The sequence below is a fragment of the Kitasatospora setae KM-6054 genome (genome assembly GCF_000269985.1).
Lineage (GTDB): Bacteria > Actinomycetota > Actinomycetes > Streptomycetales > Streptomycetaceae > Kitasatospora > Kitasatospora setae.
The window spans coordinates 4,108,431-4,123,191 of sequence record NC_016109.1; the positions used below are offsets into that span (position 1 = coordinate 4,108,431).

Here is a 14,761-nt window from a genome sequence, read left to right on the forward strand (position 1 = left end):
GTGTGATGCCGGATAGTCACCGGCGTGGAAGAGCACGAACGACTGACCGTGGGGCGGGTCGCCGAGCTGTCCGGGGCGAGTGTGCGGATGCTGCACCACTACGACCGGATCGGGCTGGTCCGGCCGTCCGCGCGGACCTCCGCCGGGTACCGGGCGTACTCGGCGGGGGACGTGGAACGGCTGCGCGAGGTGCTCGCCTTCCGCCGGCTGGGGTTCGGGCTGCGGGAGATCGCGGACCTGGTCGACGACCCGGCCGCGGACACCGCCGCGCGACTGCGGCGGCTGCGCGGCCTGCTGGTCGAGCAGCGGGACCGGACGGCCGCGATGGTGGCCGCCATCGACCGGGAACTGGAGGGGCGGGCCATGGGGATCAGGACCACGCCGGAGGAGCAACTGAAGGTGCTGGGAGCAAGGTTGTACGAGCGGATCGGGCTCGACTACCCGGCCACCCGGCGGACCGAGCCGCGGATCGCCGCCCGGATCCAGCAGGCGCTCGGCGACGCCCGGACGGTGCTCAACGTCGGGGCGGGCACCGGTTCGTACGAGCCGGCCGACCGGGAGGTGATCGCGGTCGAGCCGTCCGCGGTGATGCGGGCCCAGCGGCCGGCCGGCGCCGCGCCCTGCGTGGCCGCGAACGCGGAGCGGCTGCCGTTCCCGGACGACGCCTTCGACGCCGCGATGGCCGTCAGCACCGTGCACCACTGGCCGGACCCGATCGCCGGGCTGCGCGAGATGCGCCGGGTGGCCCGGCGGGTGGTGGTCTTCACCTACGACGCCGACACCCCCGGCTGGCTGGACCGGTTCTGGCTCACCCGCGACTACCTGCCCGAGTTCGGCGCGCTGCTCGCCGACCGGCCCTCGCTGGCGGACATGGCCCGGGCGATCGGCGGCCGGGCCGAGCCCGTGCCGGTGCCGTGGGACTGCGCGGACGGCTTCTTCGAAGCGCACTGGCGCCGCCCCGAGGCGTACCTGGACGAGCGGGTGCGCCGCGCGGTGTCGGTGTGGACCAGGGTCGGGGCGCGGGCCGAGCGGCGCGCGGTGGACGGCCTGCGCGCCGACCTGGACTCGGGCCGCTGGGCCGAGCGCAACCGCGAACTGGCGGCGCTGGACTCGGCCGAGCTGGGCCTGCGGCTGCTGGTGGGCTGAGTACGGCCGCGACCCGCGCACCGCGCACCGCGTACCGCCCGGGCTACCGCCGTTCCCCCCCGGGCTACCGCCGCTCCCCGCCGGTGCGCGACACTCGGGGCCGGGCCACCTCCCGCGGCGGACGCCGGGCCGGAGGGGGCCGAGGACCGGGAGGGCGAGCGGTGACGGACGGCAGCACGGCCACGGATCGGGCGGCGGTCCCCGCGCAGCGGGGGGCCGGGGAGGCGCGGCCGCGGCGACGGCGGCGGGCCGGGGCGCGGCGGCTGGGGGTGTTGGTGGCCGCGCTGGTGCTGCTGGTGCTGCCGCCGTGGTGGACGCTGCTGGCGGCCGGGACGGACTGGCCGCTGCCGGTGGTGGCGGCCGGGACGGCGGCGCTGGTGGGCTGGGCGGTGGGGTTCCCGTTCCTGATGCTGGCGGGGCACCGGTCGAGCTCGCGGGACGACCGGGCGGCCCGGGTCGCGGACACCAGCCTCGGCGTGGTCTGGGTGCTGTGGACCTGTTCGGTGCTGGGCGCCGTCGCGGACGGGCTGCTGGCCGGGTTCGGCGTCGGCGGGAGCGGCGGGAGCGGCCGGGCCCGGCTGGTCGCGGCGGCCGTGCTGGTGCTGGCGGCGGTCCTGCTGGGCTGGGGGTACCACGAGGCGATGCGGGTGCCCCGGGTGCGGCGGCTGGACGTCCGGCTGCCGCGCCTGGGCCAGGGCCTGGACGGCCTGCGGGTGGTGCTGCTGGCCGACACCCACTACGGGCCGATCGACCGGGCGGCCTGGTCGGCGAAGGTCACCGAGCTGGTGAACACGCTGGACGCGGACGTGGTGGTGCACGCCGGCGACATCGCGGACGGCACGCCGGAGCGCCGCCGCGCGCAGTCCGCGCCGCTCGGCGCGGTGCGGGCCGGGCTGGCCCGGGTGTACGTGACCGGCAACCACGAGTACGGCAGCGAGGCGCAGGGCTGGCTGGACCGGATGTCCGAGCTCGGCTGGGACGCGCTGCACAACCGCCACCTGCGGGTGGAGCGCGGCGGCGACACCCTGGTGCTGGCGGGCGTGGACGACGTCACCGCCGAGTCCTCCGGCCTGGCCGGGCACCGCGCCGACCTGGCCGCCGCGCTGGCCGGCGCCGACCCGGAGCTGCCGGTGCTGCTGGTCGCCCACCAGCCGAAGTACGTCGCCCGGGCCGCCGAGGCGGGCGTCGACCTGCAGCTCTCCGGGCACACCCACGGCGGCCAGATCTGGCCGTTCCGCTACCTGGTCCGGCTCGACCAGCCGGTGGTGCGCGGCCTGAGCCGGCACGGCGACCGCACCCTGCTCTACACCAGCGGCGGCACCGGCTTCTGGGGCCCGCCGTTCCGGGTGTTCGCGCCGAGCGAGGTCACCGTGCTGACCCTGCGCGCGGGCGGCCCGGAGGATCAGTAGCGGGCCCAGTCGGGGACCCAGGCGTCCGGGGCGGCCGGGGTCGCGGCGGCCGCCAGGTGGGCCAGCAGGGCGGGCAGCGCGGGGTGCGGGTTGTCGCGGTGGCGGAGCAGCGAGTGCGGGTAGACCGGGACGGGGTCGGTGACCGGGACGCGGCGCAGCCCGTACGAGGTGGGCCAGACCAGCCGGGTGTCCTCGCCCATGAAGGTGGCCAGGGCCGGGGTGTCGGCGATGGTGTCGAGCAGGGCGTCGGAGCCGAAGTTGGGGCCGGTCGACTCGATGGTGAGGCCGAACCCGGCGGCCAGCGCCTCGTAGTAGGCGCCCCACTCGCTGCCGGGACGGATGCCGGGCATCCAGATCCGGTGGCCGGCGAGGTCGGCGAGCGGGACGGAGCGGGCGGCGGCCAGGGCGTGGCCGGGGCCGGTGAGCAGGTCGAGGCGCTCGGCGGTGACGGGGGTGGCGGTGAGGTCGTCGGGCAGCGGGCGGCCGGGCATCGCGACGGCCCGGAAGGACGCGTCGATGGTGCCGGAGCGGAGCGCGGCGACCGCGTCCTCGATGTCGACCAGCATCACGATGTCCAACTCGACGCCGGGGTGGGCGCGGTGGAAGGAGCGCATCAGCCGGGCCGCCGCGCCGCGCGAGTTGAGCACGTCGACCCGGAGCGGCCGGCCGCCGGGGCGGACCGAGGCGGCGGCCCGGTCGGCGACCCGGAGCAGTTCGCGGGCGTGCGGCAGGAACGCCTGCCCGTCGACGGTGGGTTCGACGCCGCGCGGGGTGCGGGTGAACAGCCGGGCGCCGAGGTCGCGCTCCAGTCCGGCGACGCGCTTGGAGACGGCCTGCTGGGTGATGGCCAGGTCGGTGGCGGCCTTCTGGAACTGGCCCGACTCGGCGACGGCGACGTAGGTGCGTACGGCTTCGAGGTCCATGGCGGCCACCCTACTGAACAACGGAAGGTTGTGGCCGTGGCGGTTGTGGGTTGTACGAGCTGCGGAAACGCGGCATCAGAGTCAACCGTTGCTTGTGGCCGGGCCGGTCCGCCCCGGTTGGCCCGAACCCGCCCCCGGGCACCCGGCGTTCCGACGGCCAGCGGCCGCGATTCAGCCCGCGTACACGCTGTCTCCATGTGGTGTCGCCAGAGTTCCGGCCCGTGCCCATTACACACTCGCGTGTCGGCGTCGCCTCCGTGTGCGCCCTCTCCCTCACCTTCTCCGGCCTGGTCGCCACCGGCCTGCTCGCCGCCCCGGCCGCCTCGGCGGCCGACCCGGCCGGCTACCAGAACGTGCGCATCAACGAGGTCACCTCGAACGGCAACGACACCGTCGAGCTGTACAACGGCGGCCCGGCGGCCGTCAGCATCAGCGGCTGGAAGATGGCCGACGACGGGTTCTCGCCGCAGACCTTCACCCCGTCCGCGAGCAGCATCCCGGCCGGCGGCTTCGTCACCTTCGACTCGCCCAAGGGGCTGGGCGACTCGGACAAGGTGGTGATCTACACCGCCGACGGCACCGTGGTCGACCGGGTCGACTGGGCCGCCAACAAGGCCAAGCCCGCGATGGCCCGCTGCGGCGGCGACGGCACCGGCGCGTGGGTGACCACCACCACCGCCACCACCTTCGGCTCCGCGAACGCGGCCGGCTGCCCGGCGAGCGTCCCGGCCGCGAGCAAGGTCGTCGTCAACGAGGTCGGCTCGGACGGCTCCGACACCGTCGAGCTGTACAACGGCGGCACCAGCGCGGTCAGCATCGGCTCCTGGAGGTACGTGGACAACGACACCACGCACACCGCGGCCACCGTCTCGGCCTCCTCCCCGAGCACCACCAGCATCCCGGCCGGCGGCTACGCCACGTTCAACTCGACCCTCGGCCTGGGGAGCAACGACTCGCTGTTCCTGATCGACGGCAGCGGCAACACCGTCGACTCGACCACCTGGGCCGCCGCCGGCGCCTCGCCCTCCGACGAGCGCTGCGCCGCCGGCTTCCGGACCTCCGCGAACGCCACCTTCGGCGCCGTGAACTCCTGCGTCGGCAGCAGCCCGGGCGGCGGCGCCGGCGGCGGCAGCACCGGCCGGCTGCTCGGCGGCGGCGGCGCGCTCACCAGCGGCTGCACCCCCGAGGCGCCCGGCGGCACCGGCTCCGCCCCGGCCGGCACCCAGTCCTGGCCCGGCGGCCCGGACGTGACCATCGCCGACAACGTCTGCGCGTTCACCACCTCCACCGGCCCGGAGGGCCGCGACGTCAGCGGCCTGGCCTTCGACCCGGCCAACCCGTCCGTGCTGTGGGCCGCGAAGAACAAGAACTGGCTGTACAAGCTGGTCAAGAGCAACGGCAAGTGGATCCCGGACGCCACCTGGAGCGCCACCGGCAAGCAGATCCGGTTCGCGGGCGGCACCGGCCAGCCCGACTCCGAGGGCCTGACCGTCGGCGGCAACGGCCACGTCTACGTGACCTCCGAGCGCGACAACGCCAACAACACCGCGCCGAAGGACACCATCATGGAGTTCGACCCGACCGCCACCGGCAGCGTCCTCACCCCGGTCCGCCAGTGGGACATGACCGCGCAGTTCCCGCAGCTCGACACCGGCAACAAGGACGACGCCAACCTCGGCTTCGAGGGCGTCGGCTTCGTCCCGGACAGCTGGCTGACCGCCAACGGCTGGACCGACCCGCTGACCGGCGCCGCCTACAACCCGGCGAACTACCCGCTGCACGGCGACGGCCTGTTCTTCGCCGGCCTGGAGTACGACGGCACCCTGCACGTCTACGGCCTCAACTCGGACGGCAGCTTCACCACCTTCGCCACCGTCTCCACCGGCAAGGCCGGCGTGATGGACGTGACCTACGACGCCGGCACCCAGCGGATCGTCGCCACCTGCGACAACACCTGCGGCGAGACCCACACCTTCCTGAAGGTGAACGCCTCCGGCGCGATCGTCCCGGACGTCACCTACACCAACCCGGCCGTCATGCCGGTCGACAACCTGGAGGGCTTCGCCCTCGCCCCGACCTCCACCTGCGCCGGCGGCTTCCGCGAGGCGGTCTGGAGCGACGACGGCGTCTACGGCTTCGGCACCGGCACCTCCTCGTACGGGCACGCCCTCTACAGCGGCACCTTCCCCTGCTGACCCCCTGAGCGACCCGGGCCCCGACCGCACTCCGCGCGGTCGGGGCCTTCGGGCTGCCGGGCCGCCGGGCCGCCGGGCCGCCGGGCCGCCGGGCAAGGAAGTTCAGCGCTCCCCGGACTCCGACTCCTCCCCCGGCTCCGGCGCGGGCCTGGCGGAGAGCAGCTCGCGCGCCTGCTCGGCGGCGCGCAGCAGCATCTCGGAGAGGTGGTCGAGGAACCGGGCGACGTTCTCCAGCCGCTCACCGGCCGGAGTGCCCGTGCCGAGCACCGCGACGCCCTGCCGGGCGGTGGCGGCGACCTCGGCGTTGGAGTGCGCGCTGGCCACCGCCGACTGGTACCAGATCTCCTCGTCCACCTGGTAGCGCTCGCGGCGGCGCTCGTCGCGCTCGCGGCGGATCATCGACTGCTCGTCGAGGAAGGCCACCGCCTTGGAGATCGACGCCGGGCTGACCCGCAGCCGGTCGGCCAGTTCGGTGGCGGTGAGCGTGCCGGAGTCGGTGAGCAGCAGCGCGGCCAGCACCCGGGCGGGCATCCGGCTCAGGCCGGAGTGCATGAAGACGGTGGTGATCGTCTCCTCGAAGGCGTCGACGGCGGCGGGGTCGCGCCCGTCGTCCGGCCGGTCGGCGCGGCGCGGGTCGCGGGCCGGGGCGGCGCCGCTCCGGCGGTGGGCGCGGTGCTCGGTGGCGCGGTGGGCGAGGTCGGCCCGGTAGCCGGCCGGGCCGCCGTTGCGCAGGACCTCGCGGGTGACGGTCGAGGTCGGGCGGTCGAGCCGGCGGGCGATCTCCGCGTAGGCGAGGTCGTCGGCCAGCCCGAGCGCGATCTGCTGGCGTTCCTGCTGGGTGAGCCTGCCTCCCGGCATCGGGCCCTCCTTCTGCGGTGCGTGTCGTTTCCGCGCCCAGCATAGCGTTCACCCTCATTTCATTGCAACGATCACCTGTCCTGACGTTGCGTTACCTCCAGGATCGTTGCAACGATTTTGCTGCCGTGAGCTGCGGCGATGCACCTTGATTGCAACAAGCTTGTTGCCTGACCCTTGAATGCAACGTAGCGTTTCCATTGTCAGAAACGAAGCGGCGCCGCAGCCGGACAGCGCGGCGCGCACACCAGGGAGCACACCGTGCAGCAGTTCGCCACCCCCGCCCCGATCACCGTCGTCCTGGACGTCCCGGCCGGTCCGATCCGGTTCATCGCCGCCGACCGCACCGACACCGTGGTCGAGCTCGGCCCCGCCGACCCGGCCAGGAGCCGGGACGCGAAGGCCGTCGAGCAGACCGAGGTGACCTTCGCCGAGGGCGTGCTGCGGATCGTCACCGACTCCGCCGCGCACCGCCTGCTCGGCCCGTCCGGCGCCGTGGAGGTCACCGTCCGACTGCCCGCCGGCTCGACCGTCCGGGCGAAGAGCGCGGACGGCCGGCTGCGGGGCGTGGGCCGACTCGGCGACGTCTCCTTCGAGGGCGCCCGGGGCACCGTGAAGCTCGACGAGGCGTCCGCCGCCCGCCTCGCCCTGCAGGACGGCGGCATCGAGGTCGGCCGCCTCACCGGCCCCGCCGAGATCGGCACCCAGCGCGGCGACATCACCGTCGCCGAGGCGGTGCGCGGCACGCTCGACCTCTCCACCAAGTCCGGCTCGATCTCGGTCGGCGTGACCCGCGGCGCCTCCGCCGCGCTGGACGCCGGCACCGGCCACGGCCGCGTCCACAACGCCCTGCGCAACGCCGACGACGTCCCCGCGGTCACCATCCGCGCCACCACCGCGAACGGCGACATCTCCGCCCGCACGATCTGACGCACCGTCACACCGCAGGAACCGCAACGCCGCAACGCCCGCACCGCCGCACACCCCACCACCACCCCGCACACCCCACCAAGGGAGCTCCCCATGACCGGCCTGGCCATCGCGGCGAACGGGCTGCGCAAGTCCTACGGCGACAAGACCGTGCTGGACGGCGTCGACCTCGCCGTCCCGACCGGCACCGTCTTCGCCCTGCTCGGCCCCAACGGCGCCGGCAAGACCACCGCCGTCAAGATCCTCTCCACCCTGGTCCGCCCCGACGCCGGACAGGTAACCGTCGGCGGCCACGACCTCGCCACCCACCCCCAGCGCGTCCGCGCCGCGATCGGCGTCACCGGCCAGTTCTCCGCCGTCGACGGCCTCATCACCGGCACCGAGAACATGCTCCTGATGGCCGACCTGCACCACCTCCCCAAGGCCGAGGGCCGCCGCACCGCCGCCGAACTGCTCGCCCGCCTCGACCTCACCGACGCCGCCGACCGCCCCGCCTCCACCTACTCCGGCGGCATGAAACGACGCCTCGACATCGCCATGACCCTGGTCGGCGACCCCCGCATCATCTTCCTCGACGAACCCACCACCGGCCTCGACCCCCGCAGCCGCCACGACATGTGGCAGATCATCCGCCGCCTCGTCGCCGACGGCACCACCGTCCTGCTCACCACCCAGTACCTCGAGGAAGCCGACGAACTCGCCGACACCATCGCCGTCCTCCACCACGGCACCATCGCCGCCCAGGGCACCGCCGAGGAACTCAAACGCCTCGTCCCCGGCGGACACGTCCGCCTGCGCTTCACCGACCCCGCCGCCTACCGCGCCGCCGCCCACGCCCTCACCGAAGCCGCCCGCGACGACACCGCCCTCACCCTCGCCGTCCCCAGCGACGGCAGCCAACGCGCCCTGCGCTCCGTCCTCGACCGCCTCGACACCGCCGGCACCGAAGCCGACGAACTCACCGTCCACACCCCCGACCTCGACGACGTCTTCTTCGCCCTCACCGGCAACCCCGCCGTCCCCGCCCAGAGCACCGCCTCCGCCGACACCGACACCGCCGCCGCCAACGCCCTTGAGGAGAACGCCCGATGAGCACGCTCGCCCTCGCCGTCCGCGACTCGTCCACCATGCTGCGGCGCAACCTGCTGCACGCCCGCCGCTACCCCTCGCTCACCCTGAACCTGCTGCTCACCCCGGTGATGCTGCTGCTGCTCTTCGTCTACGTCTTCGGCGGCGCGATGAGCGGCGGCCTCGGCCGCAGCGCCTACGTCGCCTACCTGGTGCCCGGCATCCTGCTGATGACCATCGGCTCCACCGTGGTCGGCACCGCCGTGTCGATGGCCACCGACATGAACGAGGGCATCGTCGCCCGGTTCCGCACCATGGCGATCCACCGCGGCTCGGTGCTGCTGGGCCGGGTGGCAGGCAGCGTGCTGCAGTCGGTGGCCAGCGTGGTGCTGGTCGGCGCGGTCGGGGTGGCGATCGGGTTCCGCTCGCACGACGCGAACGTGCTGGAGTGGCTGGCCGCGTTCGGCCTGCTGGTGTTCTTCTCGCTCGCCCTGACCTGGATCGCCGTCGGCATGGGCCTGGGCAGCCCCAGCGCGGAGGCCGCCAGCAACGCCGCGCTGCCGCTGATCCTGCTGCCGCTGATCTCCAGCGCGTTCGTCCCGCTGCACTCGATGCCCGGCTGGTTCCAGCCGATCGCCGAGTACCAGCCCTTCACCCCCGCCATCGAGACCCTGCGCGGCCTGCTGCTCGGCACCCCGATCGGCGACAACTGGTGGATCGCCCTGCTCTGGTGCGCGGCCCTCACCGTCCTCGGCTACCGCTGGTCCCGCGCGCAGTTCGACCGCGACCCGAAGTAACCGCCCGGCACGGCGGTACGGCACGGCGGCGCGCACCGGTCCCCCACCGGTGCGCGCCGCCGTGCCGTACCGCCGTGCCGTACCGGGCCGGGCCGCCGTGGTCAGGGCGAGCCGACCGGCGGCCGCTCCGCCATGATCCGCCAGCCGGGCATCAGCGCGACCTCGGTGAGCTCGCCGACGGTCAGCAGCGGGTGCTCGGCGTACGGGCGGGTGCGGTCGGAGGCCGCGTCGACGTCGAAGCCGGCCGTGACCAGGCTGCCGTCCGTCCCGTACACCGCCACCGACCAGTGCGCGGGGTAGCCGCCCGCGCCGACGGGCGTGTCGGTCAGCACCACGGCCCCGTCCGGGCGGGCGGTGACGGTGCAGGACGCCCGGCCGCCGCAGTCCGGCGCGGGCCGGTAGGCGGTGCCGCGCGGCACCCCGGGGACGTGCGTCGCCTCGACCCGGACGGTGCCGGTCCGGCCCCCGTCCTCGTTGGTGAAGACCGAGGTGACCAGGTAGACCGGTTCGAGCGTCACGCGGGTCGTCACCAGGTGCAGGCCGGCCGGCATCCGGAACCGCGCCTCGTCCACCGCCCGGTCCTCCCGGTAGCCGGACGCGGGCGCGGACGCGGGCGGCGGAGCGCTCCCGGTGTCCCCCCGGTCCTCCCCCACCTCGTTCAGCACCGCCAGCCCGCCCTTCGCCACCAGCAGTGCGGCACCGAACGCCAGCCCCCAGACCAGCCGACGCCGACGCCCCCCGTCGGCCCCGCCCGGGTGCGGGTACGCCCCCGTCCCCCCGGCCGGTGGCGCCGGGTACTCGCGCGGGGCCCACGGGTTCGGCTCGGCCGCGGGCGCGGGCGCGGCTGCCGGCTCGGCTGCGGGTTCGGTGCGGACGCCGTCCGCGGTCTCTCGGCTCACACCCTCCCCACGCACCGGCCGCCCCGGAAGGTTGTCACCCGCCGGAGGAACCAACGGCCGGTACGCGCCGCCCGTCCGGCGCGCCGGTCAGGACGGGCCGGGCGCCGGGGCGACCAGGGCGTGCCAGCCTTCGGAGAGGGCCGCCTCGACCACCTCCTCCTTGGTCACCTTCACGCCGCCGGCGCGCGCGGCGGCGTCGGAGCCGCTCTCGCTCAGGTAGACCGCGGCCAGCGTGCTGCCGTCCGGGCGGAAGACGAACACCTTCGCGGTCCGCAGCTCGCCGTCGACCTCCGGCGGGATCTGGGTCTGCACCTTGGTGCCGTCCGGCCGGGTGTCGATCGCGCAGAAGCCCTGGCCCGTGCAGTCGGCGTGGGAGAGCAGTTGGCCGCTGCTGACCGGCGCGCCGCCCGTCTTCCGCACGTCCAGGTACAGCGTCCCGATCGTGGCCGCGCCCGACTTGACCTCGTAGGTGCCGAGGATCCGGGGCGGGGAGGGGTACGCGAAACCGTAGACGTACGTGAACTTCGCCGGCATCGCGATGTCCGCGCCGAACTTCCCCGCCTCGGGCGGCCGCGAGGCGGACGGCGAGGGCGAGGCGGACGGCGAGGGCGAGGCGGACGGCGTCCCGGAAGGCGACGCGGAGGCGGTGGCGGACGGCGACGGGCTGCCCCCGTGCGCGGGCCCCCGACCGGAGGAGCGGGCCGGGCCGGCGGCGAGGACCATCGAGGTGGTGGCGACCACGGCCGCGACCGCGGTGACCGCCCCGACCAGCGCGGTGGCGTTGCGGCGCCGCCTGCGGCGGCGGCCCAGCCGGAGCAGGTCGGCCACCGGGGCGGGGCCGGGCGGCGGCTGGCGGTCCTTCAGCGCCTGGAGGGCCTGGGAGAGCTCGTCGTACTCGGTGCTCATCGGGCAGCCACCTCCTGGTGCTTCCACCACGTCCCCGACAGGACCGTGCGCAGGCGGGTCATAGCCCGCGCGTGGTGACTCTTCACGGTGCCCACCGAACAGCCGAGGACGGCGGCGGTGTCCTTCTCCGTCAGGTCCTCGACGTAGCGGAGGACCACCACGGCGCGCTGCTTGAGCGGCAGCGCCCGCAGGGCGCGGTGCAGCGCGTCCGCGGTGTCGTCGTCGGCCGGGCCGGAGTGGCCGGACGCCGGCTCCGGGATCTCGGCGGTGAGCGTCTCCCGGCGGAACCTGCGCCAGCGGCTGATGTTGCCGTTGACCAGCATCCGCCGCAGGTACGCGTGCGGGTCGTCCACGCTGACCCGCTGCCAGCGCACGTACAGCTTGACCAGGCAGTCCTGGAGCAGTTCCTCCCCCAGGTCGCGGTTGCCCGCTATCAGCGTGGCCGTCCGCAGGTGCCGCGGCCACGCCTCCTCGACGAAGGCCGCGTAGGCGTCGTCCTCGGTTTCTCGACTCACAACACCCTCACGTCCCGCCCGCGCCGAAAGGTTGTCAGCGAATCTCCCGGGCCGCGGCCAGTCTTCCGGACCGCGGCCAGTCTCCCGGACCGCCCCGCCTCGTCCCGCCACCGTGCGGAACCGAACGACCTTTCCGCGGAGTCCTGTTGACGGAAGCGACCCGACCCGGGTCCGTTCCCCCGGAGGCTGGTTCCGTGGCGGTGCTGTTCTGCTGGCTCGTGCTCGTCCCCGTGCTGCTGTGGGTGTCCGTCACCCTGCTGGTCCGGTCGGTCCGCGCGGCGCTCGACCGGCGCTGGCTGCGGTTGTCGGCCCTGCTGCCGGCCGGGGCGGCCGTGCTGTCGGCCGGGCTGCTCCTGCTGCTGCTCTCGTTCGCGGTCTACTCGGCGGGCTCCGGCGGCACCGACTCCAGCCCGCCGATCCCCTGCCGGGTGCCCGGCCGGCCCGCCCTCGACGTCGTCGACCACCGGATCGACGTGTTCCCGACCGTCGGCCTCTCCTGCGTCCTCCCCGACGGCTCGTCCTACCGCAGCGATGACGTCCCGGCCGGCCTGACCCCGCTGACCGCCGCCCTCGCCCTGCTCGCCGCCGCCGCCCGGTACGCCGACCGCCGCCGCCCCTGATCGCACCCCTGAGCCCGCCCCCGGGCCCGGTTCCGGGGCGGCTCGGGGTGTGTCCCGGATGCCGCCGGGCCGGCCCGGGCGGAAGACTTCTCGACGTCAGGAAGCACGCGGGACAACGGAGTCGAGGAGTACGGGGATGGGCGCGAGGACGACGGGACGCCGGCTGGCGGCCACGGCGGCGATCGGCGCGCTGGTGGTGGCGCTGACCGCCGGGGCGGCCGGGGCCGCGCCGGTCGCGGGGCACCGTGGCGGGCCGGACGCGGCCGCGTTGCGGGCCTCGATCGCCGACCTGTCCGGCGCGGGGGCGACCAGCGCGGTGGTGCTGGCCGACGGCGAGGGGGGCCGCTGGAGCGGCACCTCCGGCACCGGCGACCCGGCGACCGGCCGGCCGGTGAAGGCGGACGGGCGGTTCCGGATCGGCAGCATCTCCAAGGTCTTCACCGCGACGGTGCTGCTGCAACTGGCCGCCGAGCACCGGATCGACCTGGACGGCACCGTCCAGCACTACCTGCCGGACGCCCTGCCGGCGGGCTACCCGCCGGTGACGGTCCGCCAGCTGCTGAACCACACCAGCGGCCTGCCCGGCGGCGACGGCCTGCTCGCCCCGGACGGCAGCGCCGACGACGGCGGGGCCGCCTGGTTCGCCGCGCACGCCGCCGACCGCTGGACGCCCCGGCAGGTGCTCGACACGCTGGCCGGGGAGCCGATGGGGTTCGCCCCGGGCACCGCCCAGCAGTACAACGGCGTCAACTACTTCCTGGCGGGCCTGCTGGTCGAGCGGGTCACCGGCCGGAGCTTCGAGCGGGAGGTCACCGAGCGGGTGCTGCGCCCGCTGGGCCTGCGGCGCACCTCGGTGCCCGCCGCCACCGACACCGCCCTGCCGGACCCGTCCGCGCACGCTGTGCTGGCCGTGCCGCGGGCCGGCGGCGGCAGCGACCTGGTGGACGTCACCCGGCAGAGCCCGTGGCCGTGGGCCGAGGGCGGCATGGTCTCCACCGCGCCCGACCTGGACCGCTTCCTGTCGGCGCTGCTGCGCGGCGAGCTGCTGCCGCCCGCCCAGCAGGCCGAGCTGTTCGCCGTCCCGGACGTGCCGAACTTCCGCAACAAGAACTGCGACCTCGGCCCGACCGCCGGACGGGCCTGCTTCAGCACCGGCCTGATGCGCTTCACCCCGGCGCCCGGCGTCGAGCTGTGGGGCAAGACCGGCAGCCGCCCGGGCTACACCAGCGCGGTGTTCGCCACCCGGGACGCCTCCCGCGAGCTGGTGTACTCCTTCACTCCGACCTCCCGGCAGGGCGTCCCGTTCCCCGACCAGTACCGGGTCGCCGCCGCCGCGTTCGACCTGCCCGCGCTCTGACCGCCGGCCCGGACGCGCGGGGCCCGCACCGTGCCGCACGGTGCGGGCCCCGGCCGTCGCGGCGTCAGCTCGCGGCGTCAGCTCGCGGTGTCAGCTCGCGGCGAGCAGTTCCAGGGTGTCGATCACCCGGTTCGAGAAGCCCCACTCGTTGTCGTACCAGGCGACCACCTTGATGTGGCGGCCGTCGACCCGGGTCAGTTCGGAGTCGAAGATCGAGGACGCCGGGTTGCCGGTGATGTCGGAGGAGACCAGCGGGTCCTCCGAGTACTCCAGCACGCCCGCCAGCTTGCCGGCGGCGGCCTCGCGGTAGGCGGCGAGCACCTCCTCGCGGGTGACGTCGCGGGCGACGACGGTGTTCAGCTCGACGATCGAGCCGACCGGCACCGGCACCCGGATCGAGTCGCCGGAGAGCTTGCCGTCCAGCTGCGGCAGCACCAGGCCGATCGCCTTGGCGGCGCCGGTGGTGGTCGGGACGATGTTGACGGCGGCGGCGCGGGCCCGGCGCGGGTCGCGGTGCGGGCCGTCCTGGAGGTTCTGCTCCTGGGTGTAGGCGTGCACGGTGGTCATGAACCCGTGCTCGATGCCGGCGAGTTCGTCGAGGACGGCGGCCAGCGGGGCGAGCGCGTTGGTGGTGCAGGACGCGTTGGAGACGATGGTGTGCGCGGCCGGGTCGTACGCCTCGGTGTTGACGCCGTAGGCGAGCGTCACGTCGGCGCCGTCGGACGGCGCGGAGACCAGGACCTTCTTCGCGCCGGCGGCCAGGTGGGCGCGGGCGGCGTCGGCGGAGGTGAACCGGCCGGTGGCCTCCAGCACGATGTCGACGCCGAGCTCGGCCCAGGGCAGGTCGGCCGGGTTCCGCTCGGCGAGGACCTTGATCCGGCGGCCGTCGACCACCAGGGTGTCGCCCTCGACGGCGACCGGGCGGCCGAGCCGGCCCGAGGTGGTGTCGTAGGCGAGCAGCCGGCCGAGCGCGGTGGGCTCGGTCAGGTCGTTGACGGCGACGACCTCCAGCTTGCTGTCGCGCTCCAGCAGGGCGCGCAGCACGTTGCGGCCGATCCGGCCGAATCCGTTGACGGCGATGCGGGTCATGAGTGGTGCCCTTCTCTGCGGCTCTCGCGCGGTGTTCCTGCGGGGTGGTGAC

Annotated in this window: 15 protein-coding genes; 8 read left to right on the plus strand and 7 right to left on the minus strand. The window is 75.0% G+C overall.

Annotated features, from left to right (window positions below; translation table 11 throughout):
* Positions 1 to 24 precede the first annotated feature (24 nt).
* Complete coding sequence (locus KSE_RS18190) at positions 25 to 1,146, plus strand: MerR family transcriptional regulator (RefSeq protein WP_014136796.1); 1,122 nt, start codon at positions 25 to 27, stop codon at positions 1,144 to 1,146.
* Positions 1,147 to 1,307: 161 nt separating this feature from the next.
* Positions 1,308 to 2,555: a metallophosphoesterase gene (locus tag KSE_RS18195; protein WP_014136797.1), complete on the plus strand. Its 1,248-nt coding sequence runs from the start codon at positions 1,308 to 1,310 to the stop codon at positions 2,553 to 2,555.
* Here KSE_RS18195 and KSE_RS18200 read toward each other — a convergent pair.
* The gene (locus KSE_RS18200; protein WP_014136798.1) at positions 2,549 to 3,478 is read right to left on the minus strand and encodes a LysR family transcriptional regulator; all 930 of its coding nucleotides are present in this window, start codon (positions 3,476 to 3,478) and stop codon (positions 2,549 to 2,551) included. The two genes, KSE_RS18195 and KSE_RS18200, sit on opposite strands and share 7 nt — an antisense overlap.
* A 221-nt stretch (positions 3,479 to 3,699) precedes the next feature.
* Here KSE_RS18200 and KSE_RS40135 point away from each other — a divergent pair, with 221 nt between their 5' ends.
* Positions 3,700 to 5,673, plus strand: coding sequence for a lamin tail domain-containing protein (locus KSE_RS40135; RefSeq protein WP_106437680.1), 1,974 nt, complete (start codon positions 3,700 to 3,702; stop codon positions 5,671 to 5,673).
* A gap of 102 nt (positions 5,674 to 5,775) precedes the next feature.
* Here the strand turns inward: KSE_RS40135 and KSE_RS18210 are convergent, their stop codons facing one another.
* Positions 5,776 to 6,531 (minus strand): helix-turn-helix domain-containing protein, encoded by a 756-nt coding sequence (locus tag KSE_RS18210; RefSeq protein WP_014136800.1) that lies wholly within the window; start codon positions 6,529 to 6,531, stop codon positions 5,776 to 5,778.
* Between the two features lie 54 nt (positions 6,532 to 6,585).
* Positions 6,586 to 6,774, minus strand: coding sequence for a hypothetical protein (locus KSE_RS42185; RefSeq protein WP_148283113.1), 189 nt, complete (start codon positions 6,772 to 6,774; stop codon positions 6,586 to 6,588).
* Positions 6,775 to 6,789: 15 nt separating this feature from the next.
* Here KSE_RS42185 and KSE_RS18215 point away from each other — a divergent pair, with 15 nt between their 5' ends.
* The 3 genes from KSE_RS18215 (at position 6,790) to KSE_RS18225 (ending at position 9,323) form a co-directional block, all read left to right on the plus strand.
* Positions 6,790 to 7,458: a DUF4097 family beta strand repeat-containing protein gene (locus KSE_RS18215; protein WP_014136801.1), complete on the plus strand. Its 669-nt coding sequence runs from the start codon at positions 6,790 to 6,792 to the stop codon at positions 7,456 to 7,458.
* Positions 7,459 to 7,551: 93 nt separating this feature from the next.
* Positions 7,552 to 8,550, plus strand: a complete 999-nt coding sequence (locus KSE_RS18220) for a daunorubicin resistance protein DrrA family ABC transporter ATP-binding protein (RefSeq protein ID WP_014136802.1) — start codon at positions 7,552 to 7,554, stop codon at positions 8,548 to 8,550.
* A complete protein-coding gene (locus KSE_RS18225; RefSeq protein ID WP_014136803.1) occupies positions 8,547 to 9,323 on the plus strand; it encodes an ABC transporter permease in 777 nt (258 codons plus the stop codon). The genes KSE_RS18220 and KSE_RS18225 overlap by 4 nt, the downstream gene beginning before the upstream one ends.
* A gap of 101 nt (positions 9,324 to 9,424) precedes the next feature.
* Here KSE_RS18225 and KSE_RS18230 read toward each other — a convergent pair whose 3' ends face one another.
* The 3 genes from KSE_RS18230 to KSE_RS18240 form a co-directional block, all read right to left on the minus strand.
* Positions 9,425 to 10,222: a hypothetical protein gene (locus KSE_RS18230; protein ID WP_014136804.1), complete on the minus strand. Its 798-nt coding sequence runs from the start codon at positions 10,220 to 10,222 to the stop codon at positions 9,425 to 9,427.
* An 87-nt stretch (positions 10,223 to 10,309) separates the two neighbouring features.
* Positions 10,310 to 11,128 carry a hypothetical protein gene (locus KSE_RS18235; RefSeq protein WP_014136805.1) on the minus strand — a complete coding sequence of 273 codons (819 nt, stop codon included), beginning with the start codon at positions 11,126 to 11,128 and terminating at the stop codon, positions 10,310 to 10,312.
* Positions 11,125 to 11,643 carry a SigE family RNA polymerase sigma factor gene (locus KSE_RS18240; RefSeq protein WP_014136806.1) on the minus strand — a complete coding sequence of 173 codons (519 nt, stop codon included), beginning with the start codon at positions 11,641 to 11,643 and terminating at the stop codon, positions 11,125 to 11,127. The genes KSE_RS18235 and KSE_RS18240 overlap by 4 nt, the downstream gene beginning before the upstream one ends.
* 194 nt (positions 11,644 to 11,837) lie before the next feature.
* Between KSE_RS18240 and KSE_RS38570 the strand changes: the two genes are divergently transcribed.
* Positions 11,838 to 12,263 (plus strand): hypothetical protein, encoded by a 426-nt coding sequence (locus tag KSE_RS38570; protein WP_014136807.1) that lies wholly within the window; start codon positions 11,838 to 11,840, stop codon positions 12,261 to 12,263.
* Positions 12,264 to 12,399: 136 nt separating this feature from the next.
* On the plus strand, positions 12,400 to 13,620 hold the full coding sequence (locus tag KSE_RS18250) for a serine hydrolase domain-containing protein (RefSeq protein WP_014136808.1): 1,221 nt from the start codon (positions 12,400 to 12,402) through the stop codon (positions 13,618 to 13,620).
* 90 nt (positions 13,621 to 13,710) lie between these two features.
* Here the strand turns inward: KSE_RS18250 and gap are convergent, their stop codons facing one another.
* Positions 13,711 to 14,709 carry a type I glyceraldehyde-3-phosphate dehydrogenase gene (gap, locus tag KSE_RS18255; protein WP_014136809.1) on the minus strand — a complete coding sequence of 333 codons (999 nt, stop codon included), beginning with the start codon at positions 14,707 to 14,709 and terminating at the stop codon, positions 13,711 to 13,713.
* Positions 14,710 to 14,761 lie beyond the last annotated feature (52 nt).

Excerpts from the sequence above, each read along its gene's own strand:
- KSE_RS18200 (WP_014136798.1), bottom strand. The coding sequence starts at position 3,478 with ATGGACCTCGAAGCCGTACGCACCTACGTCGCCGTCGCCGAGTCGGGC.
- KSE_RS18210 (WP_014136800.1), bottom strand. The coding sequence starts at position 6,531 with ATGCCGGGAGGCAGGCTCACCCAGCAGGAACGCCAGCAGATCGCGCTC.
- KSE_RS18220 (WP_014136802.1), top strand. The coding sequence starts at position 7,552 with ATGACCGGCCTGGCCATCGCGGCGAACGGGCTGCGCAAGTCCTACGGC.
- KSE_RS18225 (WP_014136803.1), top strand. The coding sequence starts at position 8,547 with ATGAGCACGCTCGCCCTCGCCGTCCGCGACTCGTCCACCATGCTGCGG.
- KSE_RS18235 (WP_014136805.1), bottom strand. The coding sequence starts at position 11,128 with ATGAGCACCGAGTACGACGAGCTCTCCCAGGCCCTCCAGGCGCTGAAG.
- KSE_RS18250 (WP_014136808.1), top strand. The coding sequence starts at position 12,400 with ATGGGCGCGAGGACGACGGGACGCCGGCTGGCGGCCACGGCGGCGATC.
- gap (WP_014136809.1), bottom strand. The coding sequence starts at position 14,709 with ATGACCCGCATCGCCGTCAACGGATTCGGCCGGATCGGCCGCAACGTG.